Origin of the sequence: Actinomadura coerulea (assembly GCF_014208105.1) — a bacterium.
Classification (GTDB): Bacteria; Actinomycetota; Actinomycetes; order Streptosporangiales; family Streptosporangiaceae; genus Spirillospora; species Spirillospora coerulea.
Window position 1 is genome coordinate 5839353 of sequence record NZ_JACHMQ010000001.1, and the last position, 22474, is coordinate 5861826.

Sequence of the window (22474 nt, forward strand, 5' to 3'; positions counted from 1 at the left end):
GGCACGTCCCAGGAGGTCCCCATGCGCACCCGAGCCCTCGCCATCACCTTGGCCGTCGCCACGACCTCCACGGGACTGCCCGCCGCGGCCCACGCCGCCGGAGGGACGGTCCGCTTCACCGACTCCGGCGGCATCCACGTCGTGAAGGTGCGGCGCGTCGACGACCGCCAGTACGCGCTGCGCGTCAGCACGGCGGCGCTGGGACGGGCCGTGGACGTGCGCGTCCTGCTGCCGACCGGCTACGAGCGCCGCCCCGGCACCCGCTTCCCCGTCCTCTACCTGTTCCACGGGACGTCCGGGCGCGCGTCCGACTGGGTCGAGCGCGGCGACGCCGAGCGCACCACCGCCGGACGGCCGCTGATCACCGTCATGCCGGACGGCGGCTTCGACGGCAACGGCGGCGGCTGGTACACCGACTGGGCCGACCCGCGGACCAGGCTCGGACCGTCCAAGTGGGAGACCTTCCACGTCGCCCAGCTCATCCCCTGGATCGACCGGAACCTGCGCACCGTGCCACGGCGGGAGGGCCGAGCCGTCGCGGGCCTGTCGCAGGGCGGCTTCGGAGCGATGAGCTACGCCGCCCGCCACCCCGAACTGTTCGTGTCGGCCGCCTCGTTCTCGGGCGCGCCCGACATCGCCTACGACCCGGTCGTCTCCGTCGGCGCGACCGGAGTCGTCTCCTACGTCGCGGCCTCCGGCGACGGTGTCCACCCCGACGCGATCTTCGGCTCCAGGCTCGCGAACGCGGTCAACTGGCGCGGCCACGATCCGGCGACCCTCGCGCCCAACCTGCGCGGGATGCGGCTCGCGCTCCACACCGCCACCGGCGTGCCGGGGCCGCTCGACCCGCCCGTCCCCGATCCGGTCGCGATGGGCATCGAGGCCCTCACGCACGCCTCGACCGTCAGCTTCCACCGGCGGCTGGAGGCCCTGGAGATCCCCAGCCACTACGACGACCACGTGCTCGGCACCCACATCTTCCCCTACTGGGCCCGCGACCTGCGGCGGCACATCGGCCCGTTGACGCGGACGTTCGCCGCCCCGCCGCGCCCACCCGCGAAGATCTCCTACCGGTCGGCCGACCCGGTCTGGTCGCAGTGGGGCTGGACGGTCTCGCTCAAGCGGCCGAAGGCCCAGGAGTTCAGCGAGCTCACCGACGCCTCCGCGACGGGGTTCGCCCTGCGCGCCTCCGGGACCGCCACCGTCACGACCCCCGCGTCCTACCGCCCCGGCGCCCGCGTCGTCGTCCGCGTGACGCGCGGGAGGACGCACATGCTCATCAGCACCGCCGCAGGGCCGTCCGGGCGGCTCACCCTCACGCTCCCGCCCGCGCGCGGCGCCGCGGTCACGCTGGTCGGCGTCAGCCGTCCATGACGCCCGAGCGCAGCAGGAGCCGCACGTGCTCGATGACCGGGGCCCTGATCGCGCGCAGCGCCTCCATGTCGCCCGCCGCCACGGCCGGAGTCACCATCGAGCTCACCGCCGCCACCACGACCTCGCAGGCGAACCGGCCGGCCTCGCCCGTCACGCCCATGAGGTCGGCGAGGCTCGCCGCCAGGCCGCGCTGGATGCGCGTACGCCGCCGGACGGCCTCCGGGCCCGCCGCGTACACCTCCACCAGGAACAGCCGCGCGTACGCGGGTTCTGCCGCCAGCGCCTCCAGATAGGCGGTCATGACGCGCTCGAACCGTTCGGCCGCGTCGCCCTCGCCCTGCGCCGGCCCCTGTCCGGGCGCGTCGCCCTCGCCCTGCATCGCCGCCTCCAACTGGAGGTACAGCAGCAGACCCGCCTGGTCGAAGGCGGCCATGAAGCAGTCGAGCTTGGACGAGAACAGCGCGTAGAAGCTCTGCCGGGAGACCCTGGCCCGCTTCAGGACGTCCTCCACGGACGTGCCGACGAACCCCTTCTCCGCCATCGCCTGCGCCATGGCGCCGCACAGGCGGTCACGGTGCACCCGCTCGACCTCCGAGCGCGACAGCGCGTGGCGCCCCCTCGGGAGGCGGCGCGGTGTGCCTCCGGACTCGGACGTCTGCATCCGCTCAGGTTAGGGCACAGGCGCTACCCTGCCCGGGCCATCCCGTAACGGGCGATGAGACCGGTGTGACGGCATTCACCCGGCGGTCCGTACACTGGGCGAACGGGATCACGGCCGCCCCCCGGGACGGATCACCCCTGGTCCCGCGTTTCGGCGCGCCGTGACCCTGCCTTCACGTACGCGGTGGGACGTACGTCACACTAGGCAAGTAGGTGTTCGAGGAGGAATAGCGTGACCGATCGCGACGTGGACGTTCTGAGCAGAGCCCCGCTCTTCGAGGCTCTCGACGAGCAGGGTGCCAAGGCGCTGCGCGCCAACGTGACCGAGGTGCGTCTCGCCCGCGGACAGACGCTGTTCAACGAGGGCGAGACCGGGGACCGGCTCTACGTCGTCCTCGAAGGAAAGATCAAGCTGACCCGGACGGCGCCGGACGGGCGCGAGAACCTGCTGAGCGTGCTCGGCCCGAGCGAGATGTTCGGCGAGCTGTCGCTGTTCGACCCGCGCCCCCGCACCGCGAGCGCCATCGCGGTCACCGAGTGCCGCCTCGCCGGGCTCGGCCACGACGACCTGCGGCCCTGGCTCACCGGCCACCCCGAGGTCGCCGTGCAGCTGCTCCGCGCCCTCGCGCAGCGGCTCCGCAAGACCAACGACGTGATGGCCGACCTGGTCTTCACCGACGTGCCCGGGCGCGTCGCCAAGGCGCTGCTCGACCTCGCCGAGCGGTTCGGCCAGCCGTCGGAGGCGGGCCTGCACGTCCACCACGACCTCACCCAGGAGGAACTGGCACAGCTCGTCGGCGCGTCCCGCGAGACGGTCAACAAGGCCCTCGCCGACTTCGCCCAGCGCAACTGGCTGCGCATCGAGGCCCGCGCCGTCGTGATCCTCGACATCGAGCGCCTCCGCAAGCGCTCGAAGTAGCGGAAGGGGGTCAGCCGGCCCCGCGCTCGGCGAGGTAGTCGAGCTGGGACTGGACCGACCACTCGGCCGCGGGCCACAGCGACCGGTCCACGTCGGCGTAGACGCGCTCGACGACCTCCCGGGCCGTGCGGGCGCCCGCGGCGACGGCCGCCTCGACCTGGGCGAGGCGCTCGCGGCGGTGGTCGATGTAGTGGTCGAGGACGGCGATCGGGTCGTCCAGCTTGGGCCCGTGACCGGGGAGGATCGTCGCGGCCCCCCGGTCGGCGGAGAACCGGCGGAGCCGGTCGAGCGAGCCGAGGTAGTCGCCGAGCCTCCCCTCCAGCACGGTCGTCCCGTACCCGAGGACGGTGTCGCCGGTGAGGACGGCGCCGTCGGCCGGAAGCCAGAACGTCAGCGAGTCGTCGCTGTGCCCCGGCGTCTCCATGATCCGAAGCTCCAGACCGCCCGTGGTGACGACGTCGCCCTCCGCGAGGCCCTCGTCGCCGAGCCGGTGCCGGGGGTCCAGCGCCCGGACCCCGACCCCGCCGCCCGCCATCTTCGCGAACTTCCCGGCGCCCGCCGAGTGGTCGGGGTGCCCGTGCGTGAGCAGGACGAGACCGACCCGCCGCCCCTGCGCCTCCACCGTCTCCAGGACGCGCCGCAGGTGCACGCCGTCCTTCGGGCCGGGGTCGACGACGACGGCCTCGGCGGCGCCCGGCTCGGCGATGATCCAGGTGTTGGTGCCGTCGAGGGTCATGGCGGACGGGTTCGGGGCGAGCACGCAGGTCGCCCGTTCGGTACCCATCCCGTCGATCTCCGTCATGTCTCCCATCCTGCCCGAGGCGCGATCGGGGTGGCGGGCCGGGTTCCAGCCGAGGCGCTCCAGCCGCCGGAGCGCGGACGTGCCCGCCAGCCGCCACAGGACGGCCTGGCCCCGCGGCACCCGGCGGGCCACCTTCCTCAGCCCCCCGGGTAGTGCCGCGCGACGCCCTCGGGCAGGACGAGGTAGGCGTCCCCGTCGATGATCTCGGCGACCGGCTCCTGTACGACGATCTCCCGTCGCGCGGCCAGCACGTCGGCCACCGTGGCGAACCCGGCGAGCTCGGCCAGCGTCGCGACCGTCGGCGGAAGCATCATCCACTCGCCGCGCGCGGCCCGCTCGGCCGCCTCCGCCGGGCTCACCCAGGCGACCTGGTCGGCCTCGGTGCTGACGTCCCTGGCCCGCTGGCCCGCCGGCATCGCGGCGACGAAGAACCTGGTGTCGTAGCGCCTGCGCTCGATCTTCGGAGTGATCCAGTGGGCCCACGGGCGCAGCAGGTCGGACCGCAGCACGAGGCCGCGGCGGTGGAGGAACCCCCCGAACGACTGGGAGCGGTCCAGCAGCGCCTGCCGGTCGGCCTCCCAGTCGTCGCCGCGCGTGTCGTCCACGACCGTCTCCCCGGTCGGGCCGGCGAGCAGCACGAGCGTCTCCTCGAACGTCTCCCGGACCGCCGCGCAGACCAACTCGCGGGCCAGCGTCTCGTCGGCGCCGAACGCCTCGCCCCACTCGGCGGGGGACGGCCCGGACCACGCCAGCGCCGCCTCCCCGTCGCGCGGGTCGACCGAGCCGCCGGGGAACACGTAGGCGCCGGGCGCGAACGCCATCGACCGGACGCGGCGCAGCATGAACGCCTGGAGCCCGTGCTCGTCGTGGTCGCGCAGCACGACCACGGTCGCCGCGTCCTTGGCGGGCACCGGCTCGGTCCGGCCTTCCAGGATGTCCTCGACCTGCCCCCGGAACGACTCGGGCAGCTTGAGTCCGTTGGTGATCCCCATGGCGGGCCATTCGGACATACCGAATGGCGTTCCGTCAAGCCCGAGGCCTCACGCCACCTCGGCGATCAGCTCCACCTCGACCGGCACGTCCCGCGGCAGCACGGCGACGCCGACGGCGCTGCGCGCGTGCCTGCCCGCGTCCCCGAACACCTCGGCCAGCAGGTCGCTCGCCCCGTTGACCACCTGCGGCTGGCCGTGGAAGTCCGGCGCGCTGGCGACGAACCCGACGACCTTCACGATCCGCACGATCCGCGACAGCTCGCCGACCTCCGCCTTCAGCGCCGCGATCGCGTTCAGCGCGCAGATCCGCGCCTGCCGGGCCGCCTCCTCCGCGCTGACCTCCGCGCCCACCTTCCCGGTGGCGCCCAGCTCGCCCTTGACCAGGGGGATCTGGCCGGCGGTGTAGACGAGCGACCCCGTCCGCGCCGTCGGCACGTAGGACGCGACCGGCGGGACGACCTCCGGCAGTTCGATTCCGAGCTCGCGGATCCGCTCTTCAGGCGTGCTCATCGCCATTCCTCCTCGTTGAGGTCCGTTACGACGGGGCTGTTACGGCAGGGTCGCCGCTACTGGACCTCGCGCTTGAAGTAGGCGACGAGGTTCTCGGGGTTCGGCCCCGGCATGACGGTCACGAGCTCCCACCCGTCCTGGCCCCAGTTGTCGAGGATCTGCTTGGTCGCGTGCACCAGCAGCGGAACGGTCGCGTACTCCCACTTCTTCATGGCCCTCACCCTAGCGATCGCCATACCCGGACCCGCTCGAACCCGCCCCGGTGCGCTGACGGACCGGCACGGTGACGGTCAGCGGGTGGTGCGGGCTTGGTCAGGGCGGGTCGCGAATCTCTTGTTCGACGGCAACGACGAACGGAGAGAACGATGAGCAAGAGCGTGCTGATCTCGGGTGCGAGCATCGCGGGACCGTCCCTGGCCTACTGGCTGGCGCGGTACGGGTACGACGTCACCGTCGTGGAGCGGGCGGAGGCGATCCGGCCGGGCGGGCAGGCCGTCGACTTCCGCGGCGAGGTGCACATGCGGGTGCTGGAGAAGATGGGCGTCCTGGACGAGATCCGGCGGAGGCAGACCCACGGCGGCGCGCTCGACCTCATCGACGCCGAAGGACGGACGCGGGTCGCCCTGCCCGACTCGTTCACCGGCGGGGACGTGGAGATCCACCGGGGCGACCTCGCCGAGCTCCTGTACGAGCTCACCCGGGACTCCGCCAGGTACGTCTTCGGCGACTCGATCGCGTCCATGACCGAGACTGCCGACGGCGTCCACGTCACCTTCGAGCGCGGGGCTCCGCGAACGTTCGATCTGGTCGTCGGCGCGGACGGGCTGCACTCGAACGTCCGGCGGCTCGCGTTCGGCGACGAGGCCCGGTTCGTCCGGGACTCGGGCTACCACGTCGCGATCTTCGAGGCGCCGAACCGGCTCGGCATCGGCACCGGCAAGCTCTACAGCGAAGTGGGGCGCGGCGTGTCGGTGTACCCGACCCGCGGCGGAACCGGCGCGAACGTCATGTGCGTCTTCGCCGACGACGAACTGGAGCCGCACCGCCGCGACCAGGAGGCCCAGAAGCGGGCGCTGGCCGAGAAGTTCGCCGGCATGGGCTGGCACGCCGGCGCCCTGATGCGCGACATGTGGGACGCCCCGTACTTCTACTGCGACTCGATCAGCATCGTCCGGATGGACGCCTGGACGAAGGGGCGGGTCGCCCTGCTCGGCGACGCCGGCTACGGCGCCACCTGCGGCGGGATGGGGACGGGCCTCGCGGTCGTGTGCGCCTACGTCCTCGCGGGCGAGCTGGCCGCCGCGGACGGCGACCACCGCGCCGCGTTCCCCGCCTACGAGGAGCGCGTCAAGAAGTTCACGACGGCGTGCCAGCGGGTCGCGGGAGGCGTCGGGCCGTTCTTCGCCCCGAAGAACGAACGCGCGCTGCGCCGCCGCACGACGGTCTACCGGCTGCTGACCGCGGGCCCGTTCATCAAGCTCCTCAACAAGCTGACCACGCAGGCCGCCACGGCGATCAAGCTGAGGGAGTACCCCGAGCCGCGCCGGGCGCCTCACACCGTGTGATCGGGCTCCCCGCCGCGCTCTGGGGTCCCGTCGTACCGCTCGCGCGACGCGTTGATCTCGTCGATGTGGCGGCCGGCCCACTCCTTGATGGAGGTGAGCAGCGGCACGATCCGCTCGCCCAGCAGGGTCAGGGTGTACTCGACCTGGACGGGCACGGACGGGGTCACGCTGCGCGCCACGAGACCGTCTCGCTCCAGGGAACGGAGCGTCTGCGTGAGCATCTTGGCGCTGACGCCCGGGAGCGCTCTGCTGACCTCGGCGTACCTGCGGGTGCCGCGCGCCAGCTCCGTGAGGACCAGCATGCTCCACTTGTTGCCGATGATCCCCATCAGCTGATGGGTCGGGCATTCGTCCATGTAGGCGTCGAACGCCGCCTTCTCCTGCTCGCGACGCTCCGCCGCCGTCATCGTGGCCATGCCGCGGGTTCACCTCCGGGTGCCGAACGCACTCCGAAGTAACCTCTTCCGGCCCGCGGCTGTTCCGGCGACAGTGGCCGGTGCGGGGTCCCCCGCACACCTACCCACTTCGTCCAGGGAGTTCTGCCATGCGCGCGATCATCGTGAGGACACCCGGCGGGCCCGATGCGCTGGAGCTCGCCGACGTTCCGATGCCCGTCCCGGGGCCCGGCCAGGTGCGGATCCGGGTGGCGGCCGCGGCGGTCAACCCGGTCGACGCCGCGACCCGCTCGGGGGCGCTCGCGGGCGCGGGCCTGATGCCGCCGTTCGGTTCGCGGCCCGCGGTCGGCATCGGCTGGGACGTCGCCGGCACCGTCGAGGCGGTCGGGGAGGGCGTGACCCGGGTCGCCCCCGGCGACGAGGCCATCGGCCTGAAGGACCGGCTCGACGTGCCGCTGGGCGCCTACGCGGACGCGATCGTCCTGGACGCGGACGCCGTCGCGCCCGCGCCGCGGTCGGTCCCGGCCGCCGAGGCGGCGACGATCCCGTTGAACGGGCTGACCGCCTGGCAGGCCCTCGACCTCCTTGATCTGCCCCCGGGAGCGACACTCCTCGTCACGGGGGCCGCGGGCGCCGTCGGCGGCTACGCGGTCGAACTGGCCGCCCACCGCGGACTGCGCGTCGTCGCCGCGGCATCCGCGTCCGACGAGGCGCTGGTGCGCGGTTTCGGCGCGGACATGTTCGTCCCGCGCGGCGCGCACCTCGGGGACGGCGTCCGCGCACTCGTACCGGGCGGCGTGGACGGCGCCCTCGACGCCGCCCTCCTCTCGGTCGCGGCCCTCGACGCCGTCCGGAACGGCGGGACGTTCGCGGCGGTCAACGGCGGTCCGGCCACGCCGATCCCGCTGCGCGGAATCACCGTCCACAACGTGTGGATACGCGCGGACGCCGCGCGGCTGGCCGCGCTCGCCGCACTCGCGGACGAGGGCCGCCTCACCCCCCGCGTCGCCGGCACCCTCCCGCTCGCCGAGGCCTCCAAGGCCCACGAGCGCCTGGAAGCGGGCGGCCTGCGCGGACGGCTGGTCCTCACCCCGTAGAGCCCTCCGGCGGGTCGGCGGGGCGTTCGGCGCGGAGCATGACGCGGCGGAGGAGGTCCGAGAGGGTGCGGCGCTCGGCGGGGTCGAGGGCGGTGAGCAGGCGGGTCTCCTCGACGCCGAGGACGTCCATCGCGTCGCGCCAGGCGGAGCGTCCGGCGGGAGTGAGCTCGACGACGACCCGGCGGCGGTCGGTGGCGGACGGGGACCGGCGGACGAGGCCGCGGCGCTCCAGCGCGTCCAGCCGCCCGGTGATCGAGTTCGGGGGCATGGCGAGGTCGGCGGCGAGCCGGGAGGGCGCGGCGGTGCCATGCCGGCCGGCGAGCGCGTGCAGCGTGTCGAACTCGTGCCGCTGCAGGCCGGAGGCGGCGAGCAGCTCCTCCTTCAGCCGCCGGACGTGCTTGACGAAGAAGATCATCCGGGTCACGGCGCCCTCGATGTCGGGATCGAGGTCGGGCACGATCGGCGCCCACCGCTCCACATGCTCGTCGGTCCGGTCCCTGTCGCCCATGCCGGGATCGTAGTCGGTTTCTTGGTTCGGTGACGAATAATTCGTTGTCGATTAGTTCGGTGACGAACTATATTGTCCGACCATGACCCATCCCCTGCGCGGCCGGGACTTCCGGCTGCTGTTCGCCGCCCGCGTCCTGTCCCTGACCGGGGACGCCGCCGTCCCCGCCGCGCTGGCGCTCGCCGTCCTGCGGGCGACGGGCTCCACGTCCGCGCTCGCCCTCGTGCTCGGCTGCGCGATGGTGCCGCGCCTGCTCCTGCTGCCCCTCGGCGGCGTGCTCGCCGACCGCCTCAACGCGCGGGGCGTCGCCCTCACGACCGACCTCGCCGGCGCCGCGGCGCAGCTGTTCGCGGCGCTGGAACTGCTGAGCGGCGAGCCGCGGCTGTGGCACCTCGCCGCCGCCCAGGTGATCGGCGGCGCGGCCTCGGCCTTCCAGACGCCGACCGTCTCACCCCTGATCGCCGGCACCGTCGAGCCGTCCGGGCTCCAGAAGGCCAACTCCCTGATGGGCGTCGCCAACGGCGCCACCCGCCTCGCCGGGCCCGCCCTCGCCGGCACGTTCGTGCTGACCATCGGCCCCGGCTGGACGTTCCTGCTGGACTCCGCGTCGTTCGCCGCGAGCGCGGCGCTCCTCGCCCTGACGCGCGTCGGGCACGTCCCGATCCCGAGGCGCTCGCTGCGGGCCGACCTGGCGGAGGGCTGGTCGGAGGTCCGCTCGCGCGACTGGTACTGGACGAGCCTCATCGCGCACGGCGTCTGGAACGGCACGTCCGCCGTCCTGCTCACCCTCGGCCCCGCCCTCGCCGTCGAGCGGCTCGGCGGCGAGGGGGTGTGGATCGCGACCGTCCAGGTGGGCGCGGCCGGGCTCGTCGCCGGGGCGCTGCTCGCCGCCCGCTTCCGTCCGCGCCGTCCCGTCCTCGTCGCGAACGCGGGCCTGGCCGCGCTGGCGCTGCCCCTGGCCCTGTTCGCGGCCGCCGCGCCCGCGCCCCTGCTCATCGCGGCGTACGGGCTCGCGCTCACCGGCCTCGGCGTCCTCAACCCCACCTGGGAGACCGTCGTGCAGATGTCCATACCGCCGCAGGCGCTGGCCCGGGTGACGTCCTACGACTGGCTGCTGTCGCTGGCCGCGGCGCCACTCGGCTACGCGCTCGCCCCATGGGCCGCCTCCGCCTGGGGCCCCTCCGCCCCGCTGTGGACGGCCGCCTTCCTGGTCGGCGCGGCCTGCCTGGGCACGGCGGCGGTGCCGGGCGTCCGGCGCCTGACCATGCCCGAGGCCGCACCGGACGCCGCGACCGCCTCACCTCGGCCGCAGGCTCGGTGAGACCCGCGGGATCAGCGGGGCGGCTGCTCCTCCGGGGCCTCACGCGCCGCACCGCCGATGCCGCGCCGCTGCTCGTCCTGCGGCGCGGCCACCTCGGACCCGCCTCGCTTCGGCTCGTCCAGCCCGATGACCGGCGGGACGTCCTCCGCCGACTCCAGCGTCGACGGCCGCTCGGCCGCCTTGGCCAGCTCCGCCTCGGCCCTCGCGAGCCGCTCACCGAGGTCGAGCCTGCTCTCGCCACCGTCCCCGTCCTCGGAGCGCCCCGGGCCGCCGGCGGCGCGCTCGAAGAACCGCAGGATCTCCACCGGCAGCGGCATCACCAGCGTGCTGTTCTTCTCGGCGGACACCTCCACCACCGTCTGCAGCAGGCGCAGCTGCAGGGCCGCCGGGTCCTGCGACATGATCTCCGCGGCGGCGGCGAGGCGCTTGGACGCCTGGAACTCGCCGTCCGCGGTGATGATGCGGGCGCGGCGCTCCCGCTCCGCCTCCGCCTGCCGGGCCATCGACCGCTTCATGCCCTCGGGCAGCGACACGTCCTTGATCTCGACCCGCTCGATCAGGATGCCCCACGGCCCCTCGGTGATCTCGTCGATGATCGCCCGCAGCCTCATGTTGATCTTCTCGCGCTCGCCGAGCAGCTCCTGCATGTCGGCCTGCCCGATCACCGACCGCAGCGACGTCTGCGCCACCTGCGAGATCGCGTACCCGTAGTTGTGCACGTTCACGATCGCCTTCACCGGGTCGATCACCCGGAAGTAGACCACCGCGTCCACGCGGACGCTCACGTTGTCCTGGGTGATCCCGTCCTGGCCGGGCACCCCCATCGTGATCGTCTGCCGGCTGACCTTCTGCATGCGCTCGGCGATCGGGACGATCACCGTCAGGCCCGGCGTGCGCACCGCGCCGGGACGCAGCTGCCCGTTCCGCTGGACCTGCCCGAACCTGAACACGATCCCGTGCTCGAACTGCTGCACGACCCGGATCGACGACGACAGCGCGATCAGCCCGACGACGACGAGGACGAGCACGATGATCAGGGCCACCGCTTCCATCACGGCACCTCTTTCGCATGAGGGCCCGGGCCCCGGGAGGCGCCCCCGGAGCTCCGGCGGGCGTCCGGACCGGTCAGGGTCCGGACGGAACCGTCCATACACGGCTCACGTTTTCAAGCTAACCGCGCGGGCAGGCCGAATGACAGCGTCGGGCGGGGGAACCGTGTCAGGGATCACTTGCATGAGGGCGACCGCCCCCTCAAGTGTTTGACGAGTGAACGATATGGTCGATCGGGTGAGCGCGAGAGACACCGACTGGGACGGCGTACGCCTCCATGTGGTCACCGGCAAGGGCGGCACGGGAAAGTCCACCGTCGCCGCCGCCCTCGCCCTTGCCCTTGCCGCCGGCGGCCGCAAGGTGCTGCTCGTCGAGGTCGAGGGCCGCCAGGGCATCGCCCAGCTCTTCGACTGCCCGCCGCTGCCCTACGAGGAGCGCCGCGTCGCCGTCGCACCCGACGGCGGGGACGTCCACGCGCTCGCCATCGACACCGAAGAGGCGCTCATCGAGTACCTCGAGATGTTCTACAACCTCAAACGCGCCGGCAAGGCGATGACCAAGCTCGGCATCGTCGACTTCGTCACCACCATCGCCCCCGGCCTGCGCGACGTCATCCTCACCGGCAAGACGTCCGAGTCGGTGCGCCGCAAGAAGAAGGACGGCTCCTTCGTCTACGACGCCGTCGTGATGGACGCCCCGCCCACCGGCCGCATCACGAAGTTCCTGAACGTCAACGACGAGGTCTCCGGCCTCGCCAAGGTCGGCCCCGTCCGCAACCACGCCGACACCGTGATGAAGGTCGTCCGCAGCCCCGAGACCGCCGTGCACTTCGTCACGCTCCTGGAGGAGATGCCCGTCCAGGAGACGATGGACGGCATCCGCGACCTCACCGCCGTCGGGCTCCCGGTCGGCGGCGTGATCGTCAACATGGAGCACCAGCCCGTCCTCGCCGAGGACGACCTCGCCGTCGCCGCCGCCGGGTCCCTCGACACCGACGAGATCGTCCGCGGCGTGAAGGCCGCCGGCCTGGAGCACGACGCCGAGGCGATCGCCGCCGTCCTCGCCGGGGAGGCCGCCGACCACGCCCGCCGCACCGCCCTCCAGCGCCGCGAGAAGGAGCGCCTGGACTCGGTCGACCGGCCCCGCTACACCCTCCCCCTGCTCTCCGACGGCATGGACCTGGCCGGCCTCTACGACCTGGCCGCCGCCCTCCGCGACCAGGGCGCGGCATGACCGCGCCCGCCCGCGGTCCCGGCCGCGGCGTCTCCTGGGTGAGGCTGACCCCCCGCGCGGGCGGGGACCGACCGGCAGAGGTGAACCGATGAGCCAGACCAGCAGGACCCCACCGGTGCTCGACGTCGACGGGCTGCTCGACGACCCGCGCACGAAGATCATCGTGTGCTGCGGGTCGGGCGGGGTCGGCAAGACCACCACGGCCGCCGCGCTCGGCGTCCGCGCCGCCGAGCGGGGCCGGGACGTCGTCGTCCTCACCGTCGACCCGGCGCGCCGCCTCGCGCAGTCGATGGGCCTGTCGGAGCTCGACAACAACCCCCGCCGGATCGACATCGACGGCGACGGCGAGCTTCACGCCATGATGCTCGACATGAAGCGGACCTTCGACGAGATCGTCGAGGCGCACGCCGACCCCGACCGGGCCAAGCAGATCCTCGCCAACCCCTTCTACCAGTCGCTGTCGTCCAGCCTGTCGGGGACGCAGGAGTACATGGCGATGGAGAAGCTCGGGCAGCTGCACCGCTCCGGCGCCTGGGACCTGATCATCGTCGACACCCCGCCGTCGCGGAACGCGCTGGACTTCCTGGACGCCCCCGAGCGGATGGGCCGCTTCCTCGACGGCCGCTTCATGAAGCTGCTCGCCGCCCCCGCCAAGACCGGCGGCCGCCTGGGCGTCAAGGTGATCAGCGCCGGGTTCGGCGTGTTCACCGGCGTCATCAACAAGGTCCTCGGCGTGCAGCTGCTGCGCGACGTGCAGACGTTCGTCGCCGCCTTCGACACGATGTTCGGCGGGTTCCGGGAGCGCGCCGAGAAGACGTTCAAGCTCCTGCAGACCCCGGGCACCGCGTTCCTCGTCGTCGCCGCGCCCGAGCCCGACGCCCTGCGCGAGGCGTCCTACTTCGTCGAGCGCCTCGCCGAGGAGCGGATGCCGCTCGCCGGCCTCGTCGTCAACCGCGTCCACGAGTCCGCCGGGGACGTGCTGTCCGCGGCCCGCAGCCAGGCCGCCGCCGAGACGCTGGACGAGCGCGGCGAGCACGCGCTGACCGCGGCACTGCTGCGCCTGCACACCGACCGCCTGCAACTGGCGGCCCGCGAGGAGCGCCTGCGCGACCACTTCGCGTCCACGCACCCGACCGTGCCGGTCACGGCCGTCCCGGCGCAGGCTGAGGACGTCCACGACCTTGACGGCCTGCGCCAGGTCGGCGAGGACCTCGCCGCTCCCGCCGCGTCCCCCTCCGCCGCCTGACGGGCCTCGGAAGCGGGGCCGGAAGCACCGGCCTTTCGCCGACTTCGACGGCCTCCCCGGTGTCGGGACGCATCCTCGCGACCGTTCCGGAACGGCGGCGGTTCAGCCTCGCACCGACGCGCGCCGATCAGAAGAACCGGGTCGGCAGCACCGCAAACCGTACGCCGCTCGGTCTCTCGGATTGTGCGCGCTTCCGTACTCTGATCAGCGGAAACGGGCATTAACGGCGCGGCGGTAGGCCCGCACCCAAAAGGGGTACGGGCCTACCGGCCACGCTTTATTCGGACCTTGCCGGTCCTCGAACCGCTGCCGGACGAGCCTCGGCGGCCCGTCGAACTCAGCTCGCGACGAGCTCTTCCTCGTCGACCTCCGCCGACCGCTCGTACTCTTCCTTCGCGGTCTCCAGAAGCTCGCGCCACGAGCGCACATCCGGCCGCCGCCGCAGCAGCGCACGGCGCTCCCGCTCGGTCATCCCGCCCCACACACCGAACTCGATCCGGTTGTCGAGAGCGTCGGCGAGACACTCCGTGCGCACCGGGCAGCCGCGGCAGATGAGCTTGGCTCGGTTCTGCGCCGCCCCCTGCACGAACAGAGCGTCCGGATCCGCGTTACGGCAGGCGGCGCGGGCGGTCCAATCCGTGATCCACATCTTGGCCCCACTCCCCTAGGGTCTGTGTCGATTTGCGCTCCTTGGCCGGACGGGCGCGGACGTCAGGCCGCCAAACGAAAGCCGTGGGGAAGAACTTACGGAAGCGAGGGACGTTTCAACAGCCCCCGTTGGGCCCATTCTCGATATAGCCCACCGGGGCCATACCGCCGGAACGGACTAGTTACCTGTAGTTGACGCGCCAGACACCGCGCAGGTTGTCACGATGAGGGCATAACGGACGAAGAACCTGATCAGTCGGTCCGGAAAGCACGAACCCCGGGGGACCTGTCCCTAATGCACTGCTCGTCCCGCGTACCCTAGACCCCGTGCGCGTTGCGAAGAACGATCGGGCCCAGGCCGCGTCCACACTGTTCAGGTTGCTAGGTGCCGGGGTGGTGGCGGGCCTCATCGTCGCGCTCATCGCGCTGCCCGCCGTCGGCAGCGCCGGGCTGACCGCCCGCGACGCCGCCAACAACTTCGAGGACATGGACAGCCGGCTCAAGACGACGCCGCCGTCCGAGAAGACGGTGATGTACGACGGCAACGGCAAGCCGGTCGCCACGTTCTTCGACAAGTACCGCGAGTCCGTCCGGCTCGACCAGGTCGCCCCCATCATGCGGCAGGCGATGATCGACATCGAGGACTCGCGCTTCTACGAGCACGGCGCGCTCGACCTCAAGGGCACCATCCGCGCGATGGCGTCCAACGTCGAGTCCGAGCAGACGCAGGGCGGCTCCACGCTCACCCAGCAGTACGTCAAGAACCTCCTGGTCGACAGCGCCAAGTCCGAGGAGGAGTACCGCGAGGTCACGGCGCCCACGGTCGGACGCAAACTGCGCGAGCTCCGCTACGCGCTCGACATCGAGCAGCGCCTCACCAAGGACCAGATCCTTGAGGGCTACATGAACGTCGCCTACTTCAGCGCCGGCGCGTACGGCGTCCAGGCGGCGGCGAAGCGGTACTTCAGCATCCCCGCGTCCAAGCTGGAGCTCGGCCAGGCCGCGCTGCTCGCCGGCATCACCCAGAACCCCACGGCCTACGACCCCATCCGCAACCCCAATGACGCACGCAAGCGGCGCGACGTCGTCCTCTACCGGATGGCGCAGCTGGGCCACATCACCAAGGCGCAGGCCGACGCGGAGGCCGCCAAGCCCATCCAGCTGAACCGCACCGACCCGGTCGGCGGCTGCGAGACCAGCAAGGCGCCGTACTTCTGCGAGTACGTGAAGTACGACATGCTCAACATCCTGTCGGACGGCAAGTACTGGCAGCTCAAGCCGAAGCAGCAGCAGAACGTCGTCAACAAGCTGAACCGCGGCGGCTACACCATCCGCACCACGCTCGACATGGACGACCAGCACGCCGTCGACAGGGCCCTGCGCGGCACCGTCGCCCCCGGCGGCAACCGCGTCGGCGCGGAGGCGATGGTCGAGCCCGGCACCGGCAAGATCCGGGCCATCGGGCTGAGCAAGCGCTACGGCCCCGGCAAGGGACGCACGACCATCAACCTCCCGGCCGACTCCGCGCACGGCGGCGGAAGCGGCGTCTCGGCGGGCTCGACCTTCAAGGTCTTCACCCTCGCCGCCGCCATCGACCAGGGCATCCCGGTCAGCACGACCATCAACTCGCCGCAGACCACCACGGTCACCGGGTTCCAGCCGTGCCGCTACACCGGGATGTTCGACGGCAAGAAGGTGAAGAACGCCATGGTCGGCGGCGGCCCCTGGACGCTGTCGAACGCGGGTGACAGCGAGAAGGGCAACTTCGACCTGAAGACCGGCACCTGGCACTCGGTCAACACCTTCTACGCCGTCCTGGAGAAGCGCGTCGGCGTCTGCAACGCCGTCAAGATGGCCGAGAAGTTCGGGATGAAGCAGGCCACCGGCGACCCCCTGATGCCGATCGCGTCGCAGGTCCTCGGCGTCAACGACATCGACATGGTGCACCTCGCCGCCGCCTACGCCGGCTTCGCCGCCCGCGGCAAGTACTGCGCCCCCGTCTCGGTGACCGAGGTCGTCGACCCGGAGGGCAAGAAGCTCAAGCTTCCCAAGCAGGACTGCCACCAGGCCCTCGACCAGGACGTCGCCGACAAGGTCAACTCGATCCTGCAGGGCGTCCTCACCAAGGGCACCGCCGCCGGACGCGGCATCGGACGTCCCGCCGCCGGCAAGACCGGAACCTGTGAAGAGTTCACCTGCGCCGTGTTCGCCGGGTTCACCCCGAACCTCGCCGCCGCCACCGCCTACTGGGACTTCCGCGGCCCCTGGCAGTACAAGGTCTACGGCGTCTACGGCGCGGACATCCCCGGCGGCATGTGGCAGCAGTCCATGCGCAACGCCCTCGCGGGCAAGCCCGCCCCCGGCTTCCAGACCCCGACCCGCGACTTCGGCGACACCACGAACGTCCCGCAGGTGAAGGGCCTCACGGTCGCCGCCGCCACCGCCAAGCTCAAGGGCGCCGACCTGAAGGTCCAGGTCGCGTCCGGCTCCGTCGACTCCGACCAGCCGAAGGGCACGGTCGTGTCCACCTCGCCCGACGCGGGCAGCTCCGTCCCGCCCGGCACCACCGTCATCCTCTACGTGAGCGCCGGCAAGAAGCGCGGCGCACCGCCCTCAGGCGACTGACGCGAAAAGGGCCCGGCGCGATGCCGGGCCCTTTCTCATGTCGCGAGCTGCCGCTTCACCTCTGCCGCGACGCGCCCGCCCTCCGCGCGCCCGGCCACCTTCGGATTCACCGACTTCATGACCTGCCCCATCGCCCGGGGCCCCGACGCGCCCGTCTCGGCGATCGCGTCCGCCACCAGCGCGGTCAGCTCCTCGTCGGACAGCTGCGCGGGCAGGTACCGCTCCAGCACCTCGCCCTCGTCCCGCTCCGCCTGCGCCTGCTCCTCGCGCCCCGCGTCGCCGAACGCCGTCGCGGCCTCCCGCCGCTTCTTCGCCTCCCGCGTGAGCACCTTCACGACGTCGTCGTCGGAAAGCGTCCGCGACTGCTTGCCGGCGACCTCCTCGTTCTTCACCGCCGTGAGCGCCATGCGCAGCGTGCGCGTGCGAAGCTCGTCGCGCGCCTTCATCGCGGACGACAGATCGGTCTCCAGCTTCTCCTTCAGGGTCATGCCCAACATCATGCCCGTCCGCGAGCTTCCGCCTCATCAGGATTACCGACCGGCGCCCATGTCTGAAAGCATGGAACCCTGAGAAGGGAGAGCCGTGCGAAAGATCCACGCCGTGCCGCTGGGAGTACTGGGCGCGGGCGCCGCGACCTTCGGGTACGCCTCGTTGATCGAGCGGAACTGGTTCCGCCTCCGCCGATTCGACGTGCCCGTGCTGCCGCCCGGCCGCCCCCCGGTGAAGATCCTGCACATCTCCGACGCGCACCTCACGCCCGGCAGATCCCGCCTGATCCACTGGGTCCGCTCGCTGGACGCCCTGGAGCCCGACCTCGTCGTCAACACCGGAGACACCCTCTCCCACCGCGACGCGATCGGCCCCTTCCTCGACGCCCTCGGCCCCCTCCTCGACCGCCCCGGCGTCTTCGTCTACGGCTCCAACGACCTGTACTCCCCGGTCCTGAAGAACCCGCTCCGCTACATCTGGCGCACGAGCAAGTCCGACTACGGCCGCCGCCGCCGCGAGCCCGACCTCCCCTACCGCGAGCTCGGCTCCTCCCTCCAGGCCGCCGGCTGGCTCGACCTGAACAACCGCATCGGCCGCCTCAAGGTCGGCGAACTGGACATCGAGTTCGGCGGCATCGACGACTCCCACATCAACCGGGACCGCTACGACAAGATCGCCGGCCCCGTCGACCCCCAGGCCGACGTCCACCTCGGCATCATGCACTCCCCGGAACCCCGCAACCTCGACCGCTTCACCGCCGACGGCTACGACCTGCTCCTCGCCGGCCACACCCACGGCGGCCAGGTCTGCGTCCCCTTCTACGGCGCCCTCGCCACCAACTGCGGCATCGACCGCCCCCGCGTGAAGGGCCTCCACAGGCACCGCGGCTCCTGGCTCCACGTCTCCGCGGGCCTGGGCACGTCCCCGAAGGCCCCCATGCGCTTCTGCTGCCCGCCCGAGGCCTCCCTGCTCACCCTCGTCCCCCGACGGTGAACTGGAAGACCGCCCCCCTCCTACCGACCCTGTACGACTTCGCCGTCCAGAACCGCGCCCTCTCCCGCCTGGGAGCCCGCGCCCTCTGGAACTACGACGTCGACCACCTTCACGAGCTCATCGCCGCCCAAGACCCCTCGGCCCTAACCCTGGACATCCCCTGCGGCGGCGGCTTGGCCATACGTGACAACCCCCGTCACGTAGCAGCCGACCTCTCCCAGACCATGCTCAAGAGGGCCCGCCGCAAGTCGACAACCCTCGTCCAGGCAGACATCTACAACCTCCCCTTCCCCACCGACACCTTCGACGTCTGCCTGACCTACAACGGCCTGCACTGCCTGGAGGACCCACCCTCAGCCCTCCATGAACTAACCCGAGTCCTACGCCCAGGCGGCACCCTCCAGGGCACAACCGTCATCAAGGGCGCCGGCCGCGACCCTCTGATCAAGCTCCTCCAGCGCCAAGGCGCCTTCGGCAACCCAGGCACCAGGACCAACCTCCGAACCTGGCTGGAGAAGGCCTCCCTGACCAACATCACCCTCACCACCTCGGGCGCCGTGACCGCCTTCACAGCCCGAAAATCAGGGACGCACCACTCCCCAGCATCCGCTAAGGTGGACTAGGCGCCGGGAGGACGTACAACTCCCGGGCAGCCGCCACCGGGGTGTAGCGCAGCTTGGCAGCGCGCTTCGTTCGGGACGAAGAGGTCGTGGGTTCAAATCCCGCCACCCCGACAGAAACCGCCAGGTCAGAGGCCGGTTCTCCTTCACGGAGACCGGCCTCAAGATCTTTCGACCCCCATCTGACCCCGACTTCGGTCGTTGACCCCGCGATATCCAGGGTCACGCCCCATCACCCGCTGGCCGCATCCCCGCTCCCTCCAGCCCCCATCTGAACTACCGGTTCATCCCCTCCAACATCCGCGCGCCCTGCTTTGCCCCTCGGAGTGGGAGACCACCTCAAGACCAGATCGTCTTCCCGCAGGCTATGGGCAGAACGTCGCTAGGGCAGGCGGGGGCATCATCCGTGCTGGCCGGTCCGCGAGGCCGCCCGCCTCAGCATCCGGAAGGCATGGGAGTGCCGTCAGTTGCAGCGGCGGCGCGCTAGTCGCGAACGCAGCCCTGCAACCCGGGCCAATCAGCCACGTCAGGCGAGGTCGGACGGTCCACAGACGCCAGGCAAGCTGCCGCTGCTCGTCGCCTCGCTTCTTCGTCTCAGGTCCTGACGCGCCCTGTCGGCGAACCGGCTCAACACGCCCTCACGTAGCGTTCCAGCGCACGGGGGTCTCGCTTCGCCTCACCGAGGATCACAACGTTCGACTCATCGGCGACGATGGCCAGGTCCAGTTGCGGGGCTGCGGAAGGCAGCTCGAAGAGCACCCGCTCGGCCGGGTACCGAAGGTTGGTGATCGCGTCCACGTACGTCGCGATCTGGGGAAGGTACTCGGCGTTGTGCCAACCGCCGGCACGCGACCGCGACAGCAACCCCAACGGCCGAAGGGCGTCGGGCGCGTTGAATCGCGCCCCGTGATGCAGGGTGATGAGTCCGCGCTCTAGGTCCTGTCCGGTGGATCAGGTGTTGAGCTATAGGAGCGTGCTGACCAGGGTGAGTGCTGCTTGGTAGTGGTGGGCGAATTTATCGAATCTGGTGGCGATGGCGCGGTAGTGCTTGAGTTTTGCCGATGCAGCGCTCGACGACGTTGCGGTGGCGGTAGGTGGCGGGGTTGAAGGTGGGTGGGCGTCCGCCTCGGCTGCCGCGCCGGGCGCGTCCGGCCTGGTGGTCAGCGCGTTCGGGGATGGTGGCTGTGATGCCGCTTCCTCGCAGGTGGCAGCGGGTTACGCGTGAGGAGTAGGCCTTGTCCGGCGACGACGCAGTCGGGGCGGGTGCGGGGGCGCTCCGGTCTTTGCCGGGGCACGCGGATGGCTGCCATCACGTGGCCGAAGACGGTGCAGTCGTTGACGTTCCGGCGGTGACCACCAGAGTCTGAGGGCAGGCCGCGACCGTCGACGGCCAGGTGGACCTCGGTGGTCAACCCTCCCCGTGAGCGGCCGATGGCTCGCCGGTTTGTCCCTGCGGGTTCCCCTTTTGCGGGCGCCGACCGCGTGCTGGTGGGCGCGGACGATGCTGGAGTCCAACCCTGACGGTCCAGTCGATACGGCCCGCAGAGTCGTCATGGACCTGCACGTAACGCAGGAGCCGGTCGAAGATGCCGCCACCGACCAGCGCCGGTACCGCTCATAGACGCTCTTCCAGTGGCCATACCGCTCGGGCAGATCCCGCCACGATGCACCCGGTCGCCAACTTGCACAAGCTCCCGATCCAACATCGATGATCGATCCACCGGCCACTACGGGCGGACGAGCAGGGAGAAGAGGATCAATCCGCACCCAGGCGGCATCAGTCAACTCATGACGACCAATCACGCCACCATCACACGCCGAAGTACTGATCGACCTCGGCCAGCCGAGTCCGTAAGACACGACCTAGCGATGATAAGTGGACACAACCAGCATCCAAATGGCGAACACGCCAGCGTATGTCGCCGCGCCGTTACGGACCATCTCCGCCGGTTTGGCCCCAATCTTCCAGGTAACCAGGCACGCAAAGAGGGCGGCATTCAGTGATGCCGAGAGGCCGAGCAAGAGCAGGAGGATGTCCAACGACCTCATATGACTTCCTCTTTTCCCTGCCTCCGAAGGGCCTCGTAGTTGATCTCGAACAGCGGGTCCGTGAGAAGCGGGAACAAAGTGAGCTCCCGAACTATGCGCAATCTCCCGGCACTGTTGACATGCATGATCGTCCACTCAGGGGTATTTAGGCTGGTCAGCGACCGACTTGGCCAGTCACTCCACCCCGCAGAAAAAAAGGGACCTGGTGAGAGGTGCCATGGGCGATAGTTTGTGAGCGATCTGTCAAGAGACATTCCGATCACGAGGCAATCCGGATCTGTGATCAGTTTGTCCAGGCGCGGCCAGAACATAGAGGGCGCGATCCGAGTCAGGCCAGGTCCATCCGTCCTGGTGAAATCTACAGCTCTTTCGTAGAGATCCCGCGCCTCGGCGAGGGGAACCTCGAAGGCCCTCTGAACCTCGCGAACACGACGCTGCACTCGACGGGATGACCGACTGCTTGAACTCATGACGTCCTCTAGCAGCCCTACGCGCCGCTGGACGGCATGGACAGGACACCCACTGCGCGTCGTCATAAGAAGGGCCGCTGCGTCTTCGGCGTACTAGGTGCGTAGGTCCGTAGCACTCAGACTGGCGGGCGCATCCGCCAGTCAGAAGCTTACTTCGTTGCCAGCCCCTGTGTCCCGAGTTTTCAGGAGTCTTCTGGCCTAACCAGGCAGTGCCGGGCGACTTGTCGGCCTTCGCTGCCACCGCTTCCTTCGTCACCGACTGGTACATGAGGACGATCCACCGGACAGGGCCTGGCCCCGCAAAGAACAACGCAACAGCCGGCATCGATTGTGTTGGCCGTGGGAGTCAGTTCTCCGGTGCTCACGAGATCGGGGCTGTCGGCGTACAGCTCAGCTGAGCCTCGCTGAAGCAACTCGGTGAAGTCGTTTAGCAGGCTCACCCTCGCTCATCGCCTTCGGTGGCCGGCATAGGATCGTCACGTTCGCGCTCGTTGTCCTCACCGAGGATCCCGGCGTCGACGATCTCGACCATGACGACGTCCTCACGAGAGTCTGCATCGGTGGTAACCAAGTCTGGTTCCGCTTCAATCCCGTAGCGCTCACGTAGAAAGCGCTCGCGGTACAGATGCTCCGCGTCATCTGTAATACGCTTTAGGAATATCGTGTTTGCCCCGGCACCGAACGCGATACCTATGACCGGTAACACTTGTCCCAGCTTCTTCTTCGTGAGGGTGAATCCGAAGCGTGCGAAGACCTTCTGCACCACCTTGATCACGACGTTATGGTTCAGTTGCTCCCATGTCGCACGGCGGGCGAGCGCTTGGACAAGCTTGTTGATTTTCGCGTAGGCAGCGACCTTTCCGGCCTCTCCATCGGCGATCAACTCGCCGAGCAGGACTACACCATTG

22 protein-coding genes, 1 tRNA gene and 1 pseudogene are annotated in these 22474 nt (G+C 70.7%); 11 read left to right on the forward strand and 13 right to left on the reverse strand.

Annotation, left to right across the window (positions count from 1 at the left end; genetic code table 11):
• Positions 1–21 precede the first annotated feature (21 nt).
• Positions 22–1374: an alpha/beta hydrolase gene (locus BKA00_RS26835; protein WP_185029402.1), complete on the forward strand. Its 1353-nt coding sequence runs from the start codon at positions 22–24 to the stop codon at positions 1372–1374.
• Here the strand turns inward: BKA00_RS26835 and BKA00_RS26840 are convergent.
• A complete protein-coding gene (locus BKA00_RS26840; protein ID WP_230298761.1) occupies positions 1361–2035 on the reverse strand; it encodes a TetR/AcrR family transcriptional regulator in 675 nt (224 codons plus the stop codon). The genes BKA00_RS26835 and BKA00_RS26840 overlap by 14 nt on opposite strands.
• A 231-nt stretch (positions 2036–2266) precedes the next feature.
• Between BKA00_RS26840 and BKA00_RS26845 the strand changes: the two genes are divergently transcribed.
• Positions 2267–2953, forward strand: a complete 687-nt coding sequence (locus BKA00_RS26845; RefSeq protein WP_067483689.1) for a Crp/Fnr family transcriptional regulator — start codon at positions 2267–2269, stop codon at positions 2951–2953.
• A 10-nt stretch (positions 2954–2963) separates the two neighbouring features.
• Here BKA00_RS26845 and BKA00_RS39295 read toward each other — a convergent pair whose 3' ends face one another.
• The 4 genes from BKA00_RS39295 to BKA00_RS26860 form a co-directional block, all read right to left on the reverse strand.
• Positions 2964–3755, reverse strand: coding sequence for an MBL fold metallo-hydrolase (locus tag BKA00_RS39295; RefSeq protein ID WP_230298795.1), 792 nt, complete (start codon positions 3753–3755; stop codon positions 2964–2966).
• A gap of 137 nt (positions 3756–3892) precedes the next feature.
• A complete protein-coding gene (locus BKA00_RS39300) occupies positions 3893–4747 on the reverse strand; it encodes an NUDIX hydrolase (protein ID WP_230298794.1) in 855 nt (284 codons plus the stop codon).
• 48 nt (positions 4748–4795) lie between these two features.
• Entirely contained in the window at positions 4796–5257 is a 462-nt protein-coding gene (locus BKA00_RS26855) for a RidA family protein (RefSeq protein WP_185029404.1), read from the reverse strand.
• Positions 5258–5313: 56 nt separating this feature from the next.
• Complete coding sequence (locus BKA00_RS26860; protein ID WP_185029406.1) at positions 5314–5469, reverse strand: Sp36 family protein; 156 nt, start codon at positions 5467–5469, stop codon at positions 5314–5316.
• 153 nt (positions 5470–5622) lie between these two features.
• Between BKA00_RS26860 and BKA00_RS26865 the strand changes: the two genes are divergently transcribed.
• Positions 5623–6822, forward strand: a complete 1200-nt coding sequence (locus tag BKA00_RS26865) for an FAD-dependent monooxygenase (RefSeq protein ID WP_185029408.1) — start codon at positions 5623–5625, stop codon at positions 6820–6822.
• Here BKA00_RS26865 and BKA00_RS26870 read toward each other — a convergent pair.
• Positions 6810–7238 (reverse strand): winged helix-turn-helix transcriptional regulator, encoded by a 429-nt coding sequence (locus tag BKA00_RS26870; protein WP_185029410.1) that lies wholly within the window; start codon positions 7236–7238, stop codon positions 6810–6812. The genes BKA00_RS26865 and BKA00_RS26870 overlap by 13 nt on opposite strands.
• 128 nt (positions 7239–7366) lie before the next feature.
• On the opposite strand from BKA00_RS26870, the gene BKA00_RS26875 reads away from it, so the two are divergent.
• Positions 7367–8314, forward strand: coding sequence for an NADP-dependent oxidoreductase (locus BKA00_RS26875; protein ID WP_185029412.1), 948 nt, complete (start codon positions 7367–7369; stop codon positions 8312–8314).
• Here BKA00_RS26875 and BKA00_RS26880 read toward each other — a convergent pair.
• The gene (locus BKA00_RS26880; RefSeq protein ID WP_185029414.1) at positions 8304–8822 is read right to left on the reverse strand and encodes a MarR family winged helix-turn-helix transcriptional regulator; all 519 of its coding nucleotides are present in this window, start codon (positions 8820–8822) and stop codon (positions 8304–8306) included. The genes BKA00_RS26875 and BKA00_RS26880 overlap by 11 nt on opposite strands.
• A gap of 82 nt (positions 8823–8904) precedes the next feature.
• On the opposite strand from BKA00_RS26880, the gene BKA00_RS26885 reads away from it, so the two are divergent.
• Positions 8905–10143, forward strand: coding sequence for an MFS transporter (locus BKA00_RS26885; RefSeq protein WP_185029416.1), 1239 nt, complete (start codon positions 8905–8907; stop codon positions 10141–10143).
• 11 nt (positions 10144–10154) lie between these two features.
• On the opposite strand, the gene BKA00_RS26890 is transcribed toward BKA00_RS26885, so the two are convergent.
• Positions 10155–11195 (reverse strand): slipin family protein, encoded by a 1041-nt coding sequence (locus BKA00_RS26890; RefSeq protein WP_185029418.1) that lies wholly within the window; start codon positions 11193–11195, stop codon positions 10155–10157.
• 235 nt (positions 11196–11430) lie between these two features.
• On the opposite strand from BKA00_RS26890, the gene bagA reads away from it, so the two are divergent.
• Together bagA and bagB are read left to right on the forward strand one after the other, a co-directional pair.
• Positions 11431–12426 carry an ATPase BagA gene (gene bagA / locus BKA00_RS26895; protein ID WP_230298760.1) on the forward strand — a complete coding sequence of 332 codons (996 nt, stop codon included), beginning with the start codon at positions 11431–11433 and terminating at the stop codon, positions 12424–12426.
• 88 nt (positions 12427–12514) lie between these two features.
• On the forward strand, positions 12515–13672 hold the full coding sequence (gene bagB, locus BKA00_RS26900; protein WP_185029422.1) for an ATPase BagB: 1158 nt from the start codon (positions 12515–12517) through the stop codon (positions 13670–13672).
• 337 nt (positions 13673–14009) lie between these two features.
• Here bagB and BKA00_RS26905 read toward each other — a convergent pair whose 3' ends face one another.
• Positions 14010–14321 (reverse strand): WhiB family transcriptional regulator, encoded by a 312-nt coding sequence (locus BKA00_RS26905; RefSeq protein ID WP_185029424.1) that lies wholly within the window; start codon positions 14319–14321, stop codon positions 14010–14012.
• A 326-nt stretch (positions 14322–14647) separates the two neighbouring features.
• Here BKA00_RS26905 and BKA00_RS26910 point away from each other — a divergent pair, with 326 nt between their 5' ends.
• Positions 14648–16945 (forward strand): transglycosylase domain-containing protein, encoded by a 2298-nt coding sequence (locus tag BKA00_RS26910; RefSeq protein WP_185029426.1) that lies wholly within the window; start codon positions 14648–14650, stop codon positions 16943–16945.
• A 35-nt stretch (positions 16946–16980) separates the two neighbouring features.
• Here the strand turns inward: BKA00_RS26910 and BKA00_RS26915 are convergent, their stop codons facing one another.
• Complete coding sequence (locus BKA00_RS26915; RefSeq protein WP_185029428.1) at positions 16981–17433, reverse strand: GatB/YqeY domain-containing protein; 453 nt, start codon at positions 17431–17433, stop codon at positions 16981–16983.
• 94 nt (positions 17434–17527) lie between these two features.
• Here BKA00_RS26915 and BKA00_RS26920 point away from each other — a divergent pair, with 94 nt between their 5' ends.
• From BKA00_RS26920 to BKA00_RS26930, 3 genes are all read left to right on the forward strand, one after another.
• Positions 17528–18427 (forward strand): metallophosphoesterase, encoded by a 900-nt coding sequence (locus BKA00_RS26920; RefSeq protein WP_185029430.1) that lies wholly within the window; start codon positions 17528–17530, stop codon positions 18425–18427.
• Positions 18424–19050: a class I SAM-dependent methyltransferase gene (locus BKA00_RS26925; protein ID WP_185029432.1), complete on the forward strand. Its 627-nt coding sequence runs from the start codon at positions 18424–18426 to the stop codon at positions 19048–19050. Before BKA00_RS26920 ends, BKA00_RS26925 begins: the two co-directional genes overlap by 4 nt.
• Positions 19051–19087: 37 nt before the next feature.
• Positions 19088–19161: transfer RNA gene (locus BKA00_RS26930), tRNA-Pro, on the forward strand.
• Between the two features lie 513 nt (positions 19162–19674).
• On the opposite strand, the gene BKA00_RS26935 is transcribed toward BKA00_RS26930, so the two are convergent.
• The 3 genes and pseudogenes from BKA00_RS26935 to BKA00_RS26945 all read right to left on the reverse strand — a co-directional run bounded on the left by BKA00_RS26935 (position 19675) and on the right by BKA00_RS26945 (position 22449).
• Positions 19675–19845 (reverse strand): hypothetical protein, encoded by a 171-nt coding sequence (locus BKA00_RS26935; protein WP_185029434.1) that lies wholly within the window; start codon positions 19843–19845, stop codon positions 19675–19677.
• Positions 19846–20010: 165 nt separating this feature from the next.
• Positions 20011–20850: pseudogene (locus tag BKA00_RS26940) on the reverse strand (IS5 family transposase).
• Between the two features lie 1152 nt (positions 20851–22002).
• Positions 22003–22449 carry an EcsC family protein gene (locus BKA00_RS26945; RefSeq protein WP_185029436.1) on the reverse strand — a complete coding sequence of 149 codons (447 nt, stop codon included), beginning with the start codon at positions 22447–22449 and terminating at the stop codon, positions 22003–22005.
• Positions 22450–22474: the final 25 nt, after the last annotated feature.